General features: G+C 47.2%; 8 protein-coding genes. 5 read left to right on the top strand and 3 right to left on the bottom strand.

The features are described from left to right. Positions 1–398 precede the first annotated feature (398 nt). On the top strand, positions 399–581 hold the full coding sequence (locus J0895_RS20855; protein WP_207089915.1) for a hypothetical protein: 183 nt from the start codon (positions 399–401) through the stop codon (positions 579–581). A 150-nt stretch (positions 582–731) separates the two neighbouring features. Here J0895_RS20855 and ribBA read toward each other — a convergent pair whose 3' ends face one another. Next, positions 732–2,429, bottom strand: a complete 1,698-nt coding sequence (ribBA, locus tag J0895_RS20850) for a bifunctional 3,4-dihydroxy-2-butanone-4-phosphate synthase/GTP cyclohydrolase II (protein WP_207089914.1) — start codon at positions 2,427–2,429, stop codon at positions 732–734. A 335-nt stretch (positions 2,430–2,764) separates the two neighbouring features. On the opposite strand from ribBA, the gene J0895_RS20845 reads away from it, so the two are divergent. The 4 genes from J0895_RS20845 (at position 2,765) to J0895_RS20830 (ending at position 7,811) form a co-directional block, all read left to right on the top strand. Next, positions 2,765–3,865, top strand: coding sequence for an ABC transporter permease (locus J0895_RS20845; protein ID WP_207089913.1), 1,101 nt, complete (start codon positions 2,765–2,767; stop codon positions 3,863–3,865). A gap of 2 nt (positions 3,866–3,867) precedes the next feature. Beyond that, positions 3,868–4,557 (top strand): ABC transporter ATP-binding protein, encoded by a 690-nt coding sequence (locus J0895_RS20840; protein ID WP_207089912.1) that lies wholly within the window; start codon positions 3,868–3,870, stop codon positions 4,555–4,557. Positions 4,558–4,684: 127 nt separating this feature from the next. Continuing rightward, the gene (gene ligA, locus J0895_RS20835) at positions 4,685–6,721 is read left to right on the top strand and encodes an NAD-dependent DNA ligase LigA (protein WP_207089911.1); all 2,037 of its coding nucleotides are present in this window, start codon (positions 4,685–4,687) and stop codon (positions 6,719–6,721) included. Positions 6,722–6,800: 79 nt separating this feature from the next. Continuing rightward, entirely contained in the window at positions 6,801–7,811 is a 1,011-nt protein-coding gene (locus J0895_RS20830; protein WP_242541470.1) for a DMT family transporter, read from the top strand. Positions 7,812–8,103: 292 nt separating this feature from the next. Here J0895_RS20830 and atpC read toward each other — a convergent pair whose 3' ends face one another. After that, positions 8,104–8,586 (bottom strand): ATP synthase F1 subunit epsilon, encoded by a 483-nt coding sequence (gene atpC, locus J0895_RS20825; protein WP_207089910.1) that lies wholly within the window; start codon positions 8,584–8,586, stop codon positions 8,104–8,106. Between the two features lie 825 nt (positions 8,587–9,411). Next, positions 9,412–9,807, bottom strand: a complete 396-nt coding sequence (tnpA, locus tag J0895_RS20820) for an IS200/IS605 family transposase (RefSeq protein ID WP_207089916.1) — start codon at positions 9,805–9,807, stop codon at positions 9,412–9,414. Positions 9,808–9,920 lie beyond the last annotated feature (113 nt).

The raw sequence follows: 9,920 nt of genomic DNA, 5'->3' as shown, positions 1-9,920 counted from the left end.
TGGGTTTGAAGGCGAGGGTCAGGAGTAAGGCAATCACGACAGTTACTACAGCAGCGCTATAGGAGAAAACTGGCGATCGGGGTATAGGTCGCACCATTGAAACTATTTACGGGGGAATAAAGGAAGTAAACTCAAAAACTTATAATTTTAAAATCACAAGAAAACTTGCATTTTCCCTCAAATCTTAATCAATTTTAATAGGCTACTGGCCTTGAAATCAAGAGATTCCCCTCATCTGCTGATTCACGGCGAGGATAAAATTTTTGAAGTCCGCTTAATCAACCCCAGAAAATTCTGAAAGTTCACTCCCTCTAATTGTAGCAAAAATACCTAAGTTTCATGTAGGGGTTTGGTCACTCCACCTCCGGTCCCCTCCCCTTGGCAAGGGGAGGGTTAGGGTGGGGTCCTCCATACAGGCGCGATCGCCTGAGTTACGCACTCACTGGATGCGATCGCGCCTGTATGGAGGCGGGTGCCAACCTCTTTCTACGCGCAACAAGTGCGATCGCGCTTGCGCGTGGACACTCCACCCACCGATTCCTCGGGACGTGCGATCGCACGTCATGATGACCCCACCCTAACCCTCCCCTTGCCAAGGGGAGGGGACCGGAGGGAGTAGGGTGGGCAATGCCCACCTTCTGTTCGGTGGCTTCACCACCCTACAATTGCTATTTTATTTTTTGGAGTTCCCTAATTAAATTTACCACCTTGACAGGGCTATACTTTTACCCTTACTCCTTAAAGCAATAGATCACTTGTGACTGTAAGCTATCGCACAGTTGCGAAGGCATTTTGCTCAAAGGGAAAGATTGGCGTTGGAGTTGCACCCCGAGATTCGTCAGGGGATCAACGCCGGTAGAAACGAGAAACTGGAGTTGCTCAATATCAGCCCAGAGGATGAGGCGATCGAGAATCCGAAATGTGGCCTGGACATAAGGATGTTCCGCATGGGTAAACCAATCCGTCGTGGCTAAATGAGCTTGGTCAAATCCTAGGTGAAAGGTTAACTGGGGTTTGCCAAATAAGGCCACGGTGACGGGGCGTTTTTCCTCTTGCAGGACCAGATGATGTTCGGCGGCGAGTTCACGGATTTTTCCTAAATGTTGATACCAGGCTTGGACTTGGGCCGCAGGAGCCTCTTCCCGATCCGGTTCTTGCCAGTGGATTGCCACGGTGACCAAATAGGTTTGTAAGAGCATATGCCCTAATTTTTCCGCCTTGGTTGCCAAATAGGTGCAATTAAACGGATTGGACTCAATCAGCAAGGGAACGCGATCGGCCATTTCTAAGCCATATCCCTTTAATCCCGCGATTTTGCGCGGATTATTGGTAATCAGGCGGATTTTGGTCACCCCCAAATCATTGAGAATTTGCGCCCCTACGCCATAGTTTCGCAAATCCGCAGGAAAGCCTAAGCGCTCATTGGCTTCTACCGTATCCAAGCCCATATCTTGCAGGGAATAAGCCTTGAGTTTATTAATCAGGCCAATTCCCCGGCCTTCCTGACGCAGGTACACCACCACGCCCTCTCCAGCATTTTCAATCATTTTTAGGGCAGCTTGGAGTTGCATTCGGCAGTCACAGCGCAGGGAACCGAGGGCATCCCCGGTCAAGCATTCCGAATGGACCCGCACCATCACCGCTTTATCGATAAAATTGGCGGGGTTTCCCTTGACGATCGCCACATGGTCTGTATTGTCCAGGGCATTGCGATAGCCGTAGATTTGGAACTGGCCGAATTCTGTGGGTAATGCCGCCACAGTTTCCCGAATCACAAACCGCTCATGTTGGAGGCGATAAGCGATTAAATCAGCAATGCTGATCATCTTCAGGTTATATTTGGCGGCATATTTGATGAGTTCGGGCAATCGCGCCATTGAACCATCGGGATTCTGAATTTCGCAGATCACCCCGGCAGGATAGAGTCCGGCAAGTTGACTCAAGTCTACGGCAGCTTCTGTATGGCCTGCCCGTTTCAGGACCCCTCCAGATGTGGCCCGCAAGGGAAAAATATGACCGGGACGGCGCAAATCCTTGGGTTTGGTGTTGGGATTAATGGCAATCTGGATGGTGCGGGCGCGGTCCTCGGCAGAAATGCCCGTGGTGACTCCTTGCTGAGGCGAGGCATCAATACTGACGGTGAAGGCGGTTTGGTTGGTGTCGGTGTTGGTGGTTACCATTAAGGGGAGGTCAAGCTGATCCAGGCGATCGCCGGTCATCGCCAGACAAATTAACCCGCGACCATGCACCGCCATGAAATTCACGATTTCCGGTGTCACAAACTCAGCCGCACAGATCAGATCCCCTTCATTTTCCCGGTTTTCATCATCGACCACGATAATGGACCGTCCTGCTCCAATTTCAGCAAGGGCCTCCTCTATCGAGTCGAACTCAAACGATTGTTGTGCGGCGTTTTCTGGCAATTCCACAGATAAAATCTTTCGCGTAAATGTAATGTTTTGATTTAGGCAAGCTAAGTTTATTGTAACCCGTTTCCCGACCGGAAATTTGGGATTGATTTGGGCTATACCGGAATGGTTTGCGGCGATCCCCGGTCAAAGCATGATTTTGAATTCCTGTCAATCCCTCAATTTCGGGGCGATCTGAGGAGGGTTGGGGTCGGAGTCAGACAGACTGTCCTGGGTTTAAAGGAGGGACAAGGGAGGTTGAAGGGGGAGGGAGTCAGATTTCTGAGGCGATCGCGTTATGATAGCCTTCACTGGTGAAAAAGAACACTTCATCGATTGGATTAGGATACTAGCTTATGGTTCCCGTTGCTTGGCGAATGATTTGGGAAGCGAAAGGACGCTTTGCGATCGCCGTTCTGGGGATTGCTTTTAGCGTCATGCTGATGCTCTTTTTACTCGGGGTTTACCAAGGAGTAAAATTTGGCTCAAAAAGTTATGTTTTACACACTCAAGCTGAGGTTTGGGTCAGTCAACGTAATACCCGAAATTTAATTAAAACCTCTTCATTTTTACCCGAAACCCTTGGCAATTCCCTGCGCCAAGTGGAGGGGGTTAAAAGTGTCGATGGGCTCCTGCGGACGATCGCCCCCGCTGAATTTCCCGATAAAACGATTACCTTATATATCTTCGGATTTGACTCGGAAAGTCAAATCGGCGCACCGGAAATCAGTTCTGGAACCTCCAATCTCCAACCCCAGGAAATTATTTTAGACCGAGCTTTTACCGCCACCCATAACCTAAAACTCGGCGATTCTCTCTCCCTGCAAGGCTATCCCTTTAAAATTGTCGGAATTAGCCGAGGCACGAATTTAATCGTCGGCCAATTTGCCTTTACTCGCCTTGATGAAATCCCGCGCTTACTCGGATTACGGAATGTCCGGAGCTTTTTCCTTCTCAATCTCGACTCGGATTCCCCTGAAATCATCTCCCGCTTAGAAGCCAAATTCCCCGATTTAGTCTTTATTCCTAAACAGCAGTTTGCTGAAAACAATGTAGAAGAAATGGAAATCGGCATCCTGCCCATTCTCTGGACTATCGTCTCGTTTGGCGCAATTACCGGAGGAACAGTAATTGTCCTGATGATGTACACCTCGGTTCTCGAAAAACGCGAAGACTATGCCATGTTAAAAGCCGTCGGTGCATCCCAAAACTTCTTAATAACTCTCGTCTTAAAACAATCCATGTTAGCCGCATTATTGGGCTTTTCCCTGGGATTAATTGTGGATATTACCTTTGCCCCCTTGCTGGCTGAAGTCATTCCGTCCTTATTATTTGTCTTCACCTGGCAGGATGCGGCTGGAATATTAGTTGGGTGCTTAATCCTGGGAGCGATTGGCACCTTGGCCCCGATTAGAACCTTGAAAAACATCTATCCCGCCGAAGTCTTTAGAGCTTAATCATGTCCAATCATTCTATCTTGAAAGCCGAACATCTGTACAAAATGTATGGACAAAAAAATCTGAACTTAGTGCAAGCTGTTGAAGATGTTAGTTTAGAGTTAAAAGCCGGGGAAATCGTCCTAATTAGCGGACCCAATGGCAGTGGCAAAACTACACTCCTCTCCTTGTTGGGCTGTATGGGAAAACCCACAGAAGGCACTATCAAAATTCTCGATTGCGAAGTCACCGGCTTGAGACAAACCGAAGTCACCGAATTTAGATTAAAAAACATTGGATTCATCTTTCAAACCTTCCGCCTACTCAATTTTCTAACCGTCCTAGAAAATGTTAAACTGATTTTAAATTTAGCCGGAAAATCTGGAGTATCCGCCCATCAACGGGCTAATTTTTTATTAGACGAATTAAACATCTCCCATCGCGCCAATTTCTTCCCCCCCGCCTTAAGTGGCGGGGAAAAACAACGGGTGGCGATCGCCCGCGCCCTCGCCAACGACCCCCCGTTACTCTTAGCCGATGAACCCACCGGCAGTTTAGACTATCAAACTGGACAATCGGTCATCCAGCTATTAAGTAACGTTGCCCAAACCCATCAAAAAGCAGTGGCGATCGTCACCCACGACCCCCGCATCGAACATTATGCCGATCGCATCCTAAAAATGGAAGATGGACATCTAACAACGCGAGAATAACCCTATCAAATCCCCTCCCTGTTCGTAGTAACGACTTCAGTCGTTTCTTATCTGAGTTCGTAGTAACGACTTCAGTCGTTTCTTATCTCCCAACCCCAACTCAAAAACAATCAATCCTACAAAACCCATGCCAGAACCAACCCTAGAACTGCAACAGAGAATCGAACAACTCCGCCAACAAATCCAAAAAGCCAGCTATGCTTACTATGTCCTAGACAATCCCATCATGGAGGATAGCGTTTACGATCGCCTCTATCGAGAATTGCAACAACTCGAACAAGAACATCCCCAATTCATCACCCCCGACAGTCCCACCCAGCGCGTTGGAGAAAAACCCGCAACCCAATTTCAAACCGTCCGTCATAACATTCCCCTGTACAGCTTAGAAAATGCCTTTAATTTAGAAGAATTTTCCCAATGGCAGGACCGCTGGCAACGCATCGTTTCCACCCCTAATTTTGAATATGTCACCGAATTAAAAATTGATGGTTCAGCCTTAGCATTAACCTACAAAAATGGCTTATTAGTCCGGGGTGCAACCCGAGGCGATGGCATAGAAGGAGAAGAAATTACCCAAAATGTTAGAACCATTCGCGCCATTCCTTTACGGTTAAATTTAGAGAACCCTCCCCCTTTGGTCGAAGTGCGCGGCGAAGCCTTTTTAGGATTAGAAGTCTTTGCTAAAATGAATCAAGAGCGATCGCAATCTGGGGAAGCCGAATTAGCCAATCCCCGGAATGCGGCAGCGGGGACTTTGCGACACTTGGATTCGCGGATTGTTGCCCAACGGCGATTAGACTTTTTTGCTTATACCTTGCAGATTCCCGGTGTGGATGATGATGACATCGCCCATACCCAATCGCAATCCTTGGAACTCCTACAAGAAATGGGGTTTAAAGTCAACCCCAACCGCACCTTATGTCAATCCCTGGAGGCGGTTGAATCCTATTATAATGAATGGGATGTAAGACGGAAAGATTTGCCTTATATGACCGATGGCGTGGTGGTGAAAATTAATACCATCGCCCTGCAAAAACAACTCGGATTTACTCAAAAATTCCCCCGGTGGGCGATCGCACTCAAATATCCCGCAGAAGAAGCCCCGACCCAAATTGAAGCGGTTACAGTGCAGGTAGGACGCACGGGGGCCTTAACTCCCGTTGCGGAATTAACCCCGGTACAATTAGCGGGAACAACTGTCTCTCGCGCCTCTTTACATAATAGCGATCGCCTCGCAGAATTAGACCTCCATATCGGTGATACTGCGATCGTCAGAAAAGCCGGAGAAATCATCCCCGAAGTCGTCCGGATTCTGTCAGAATTACGCCCTGAAGGTGCTCAACGCTTCCAAATGCCTACCCACTGTCCCGAATGCGGACAACCTGTGGTTAAACCCCCCTCGGAAGCAGTCACTCGCTGTATCAATCTCTCTTGTCCCGCAATTTTGCGTGGTGCCCTCATTCATTGGGGGAGTCGCGATGCTTTAGATATTAACGGATTAGGAGAAAAACTCGTCCAGCAGTTTGTCGATCGCCAATTAGTCAATTCTGTGGCAGAACTCTACGAACTGGATATAGAAACGTTAGCTCAATTAGACCGATTCGGCAAAAAATCCGCCCAGAAATTAGTCGAGGCGATCGCGCAATCCACCCAAAAACCTTGGTCCCGCGTCCTCTATGGATTAGGCATCCGTCACGTCGGCAGTGTCAACGCCCAATTATTAACCGAAAAATTCCCCACCGTTGACCAACTCTCTACCGCATCTGCTGCCCAAATTGAAAGTGTTTATGGGATTGGTGCAGAAATCGCTAATTCTGTCGCCGACTGGTTCCAAGTTCCAGCTAATCAAACCTTAATTGACCGTCTCAAAACTTCTGGTTTACAATTTGCTGCCACACCAGTTTCTGAAAAAACTTCGAGTCAATCTCCCGCTATCTTTGCCGGAAAAACTTTTGTCATTACCGGAACTCTTCCCACTCTCAAACGTGATGACGCCAAGGCTTTAATTCAAAATGCTGGAGGGAAAGTTACCGGGTCAGTTAGTGCAAAAACCGATTATTTACTCCTCGGGGAAGATGCCGGTTCTAAGCTAAAAAAAGCCCAAGAGTTAGGCATTAAACAACTCTCGGAAGCCGAGTTACTCGATTTATTGGGGAAAGGATGAAGAATCAGGGATGATGGATGAAGGAAAAATGTTGCATAATAGAAAAGTGACATCCTTTTCCCCTTTTTAAATCAACGTAATGAGTTTAGAAAATCAACCCACTCCCCTACGGACTAAACAACCGATGAAACTCCATGAGAGTTCCGGGCGTTGGCGGTTGGGTTTGGCTTTATGCCTGGTGACGGTGTTCTTATGGGGAGTGCTACCGATCGCCCTGAAAGTATCTGTTCAGGCCCTTGATGTTTACACCGTAACTTGGTTTCGGTTTTCCTTGTCATTTGGGATATTATTCGGCGTTTTAGGGATGCGCCAGCAACTTCCCTCTCTGGAAAAACTGCGAGGAATCTCCTGGAAGTTACTGGCGATCGCCACAGGCTTTTTAGCGGTGAATTATGCCCTATATTTACAAGGATTGGCCCTAACTTCTCCCGCCAATGCTCAAGTATTTATTCAGTTAGCGCCGGTGTTAATGGGATTAGGGGCGATCGCCATTTTCAAAGAACGCTATACCCTGCACCAATGGTCAGGATTGGGCATTTTAACCCTGGGCTTTGTGGTGTTTTTTCACGAACAATTACAAACCGTCCTAGCCGCCCCTCGGACTTATTTAATCGGCAATATTATTTTGGTAGTAGCCGCAGTAGCTTGGGCGGTTTATGCCTTGGCGCAAAAACAACTCTTACAACAGTTATCTTCTTCTAATATCATGCTGTTGTTATATGGAATTTGTACTTTGTTATTCCTGCCTTTTTCTAGCCCCAGCCAACTATTAACTCTGACTCCATTAGAGTGGGGAATGTTGATTTTTTGTGGGTTAAATACCGTAGTAGCCTACGGCGCTTTTGCCGAATCTTTAGCCCATTGGGATGCTTCCAAAGTCAGTGCGATTCTGGCGACAACGCCGATTGTAACGTTAGTTTCTGTCTGGGTGATTTCCCTGGGAATTCCCCTGCCGATCGCCCCAGAACAATTAACAGTTTTAGCCGTAATTGGCGCAATGCTAGTGGTTACTGGTTCAGCGGCGATCGCCTTGGGGAAACGCACTCATTCCCGTAGAAAATTGGGCCAATTTTGGCGAAAATCTGGATGAGACTCAATCCAGAATTATCCGGGTTCCCGAAACAAGGAGTGCGAGCATCTTGCTAAAGCTGTGGGAGCAAGGGAGCAAGATGCTCCCACTCCTCTGAGAATTGTCAGACTGATTTAGAGGGAGCATCTCAATTTTGCCTAAAAACCGATGACCTCTTTCTCCCCCTATGACCTCTTTCTCCCCCTTCCCTTGAAGGGAGGGGGGCTGGGGGGTTAGGTCTCTTTTAAAAATTGAGATGCTCCCGATTTAGACGCCCTATATATTCGGTTTGTCTGTCAGTTTTTGACCCTATTTATAAATGTTCAATCACCTTTGAAGCGGAAACAGCGGCCTTTTTGATATCCATCGGATCTGGGATATCGAGTTGTAATGAACGAGGGAACTCACGGGCAGCAGTATCCCGGGCGCGAGCTTGTTCGAGAAACAGTTGAGCGCGGATTTTTTCTAGGGGATTTGTAGCCTGATTTAACTGTTCCTGCGCTGTTTCTAATTCGAGGTGAGCCAGTTCTGGATCAATGCGATCGCCCCGTTCGGCATCATTCACTAAAACGGTCACAATATCCCCTTCAATTTCGGCAAATCCTGCCTGTACAAAAATCGGAATCCAAGTTTGTTGATAGCGGATTTTCATGACCCCGACTTTAATAAAGGTAACCATCGCTACATGACCACATAAAATCCCGACTTTACCCGTAGTTGTGGGCAAAATCACCTCGGAACTCGAAGCATTCCACACAGTTTTTGAGGGAGTGATGACATAAACGTTCAAAATCATAGGAGTTGGAGGGTTATTATATTGATGAGCAGATGATTTCAACGTTCTTGGGTGTCAACGGCGATATTATAACGCTTTTCTGCTCGGGCCGCTTAATCCAGTCTGGCCCTAAAATATCTACTCTCCCTAAGCAGAGTGGCGATCGCCTTGTCCGATCCGTCGAGACAGATTAACAGACTCCACCGGATCCCATCGTAGAAAAAAACAGTCATTCCCTTGTCAAACCCGAATCCAAGCATTTTGGGTGGATGTCCCAACTGCGGTTGGTTTGGGCTGCTTTTCCGTTTAGTTATGCGGTGAATTTTGTTAATTTTTTTAACGTAAACCCCAGTATGATTTAACAATAAAATATGAGAGAGCGTCTTTAAAATAAGGAAATTAATGTCCGTCGGGGTCACCGCTGCTGGATTTACCGATTTATAGCAATCCTAAATGATTTATGCCCTCTCCTGCTCCCCTCTCCCCCTTTGGGCCGCCTTATGTTGGGGGTGAGGGCATTCCACAACTGATAAAGGATCGGATATATAGCAATCCTAAATGATTTATGCCCTCTCCTGCTCCCCTCTCCCCCTTTGGGAGAGGCCTGTCCTGAGCCCTGAGCCCTGAGCCCTGAGCCCTGAGCCCTGAGCCCTGAGCCAGTCGAAGGGGGTCGAAGGGGGTCGAAGGGGGTCGAAGGGGGTCGAAGGGGGTTGGGGGTGAGGGCATTCCACAACTGATTTAGGATTCCTATAGTCTAACTGCGCCTAATTTATAGAAAACGCCGTAAAACCCACATGCTTTAGCCGTGGGATATAAGGGGGTTAGCGTAGGTACGGAGCTAACCAATTACTTAGTTTTTTGAGGAGTAACATATCTCTTAATCGTATCCCCAGAAACTGCCCCTGCCGTCCCACAAAAATAACTCCTAGTCCACATACTAGGCAATTTCATTAGTTCTGGAAACTCCTTTCTTAATCTGAATGAAGTAAATCCTTTTACCTTGTGAATAATCTGGTTCGGGGCGATAAGAGGGTTAGACTGCAAGAATAAATGTACGTGGTCTAGATGACTCTCTACAGCAATCACCTTGCAATCTATCTCTGTTACAGCCTGATTGATTAATTCCTTCAATCTCAAATCAATATCTCCTACTAAAACTTTTCTCCGCCGCCGAACTATCCAAACAAAATGATAGTTAATCAAGGTAATTGAGGTGTTTGCCACTAAATAATCTTGTTTCATAAATCCTGTTGCAATGTCTATTACTATGCTATCATAGACACAGGAGGTAAATAAAATATGTTTGGTTGTCAGCAAGTCAGAATCAATCCAGATAAAGAGCTAAAGGCGGTCTT

The sequence above is a fragment of the Phormidium pseudopriestleyi FRX01 genome, from assembly GCF_017313335.1.
GTDB classification, from domain to species: domain Bacteria; phylum Cyanobacteriota; class Cyanobacteriia; order Cyanobacteriales; family Laspinemataceae; genus Laspinema; species Laspinema pseudopriestleyi.
This window is presented reverse-complemented; position numbering and strand designations above follow the sequence as displayed.

Excerpts from the sequence above, each read along its gene's own strand:
- J0895_RS20840 (WP_207089912.1), top strand. The coding sequence starts at position 3,868 with ATGTCCAATCATTCTATCTTGAAAGCCGAACATCTGTACAAAATGTAT.
- J0895_RS20830 (WP_242541470.1), top strand. The coding sequence starts at position 6,801 with ATGAGTTTAGAAAATCAACCCACTCCCCTACGGACTAAACAACCGATG.
- atpC (WP_207089910.1), bottom strand. The coding sequence starts at position 8,586 with ATGATTTTGAACGTTTATGTCATCACTCCCTCAAAAACTGTGTGGAAT.
- tnpA (WP_207089916.1), bottom strand. The coding sequence starts at position 9,807 with ATGAAACAAGATTATTTAGTGGCAAACACCTCAATTACCTTGATTAAC.
- ligA (WP_207089911.1), top strand. The coding sequence starts at position 4,685 with ATGCCAGAACCAACCCTAGAACTGCAACAGAGAATCGAACAACTCCGC.
- J0895_RS20845 (WP_207089913.1), top strand. The coding sequence starts at position 2,765 with ATGGTTCCCGTTGCTTGGCGAATGATTTGGGAAGCGAAAGGACGCTTT.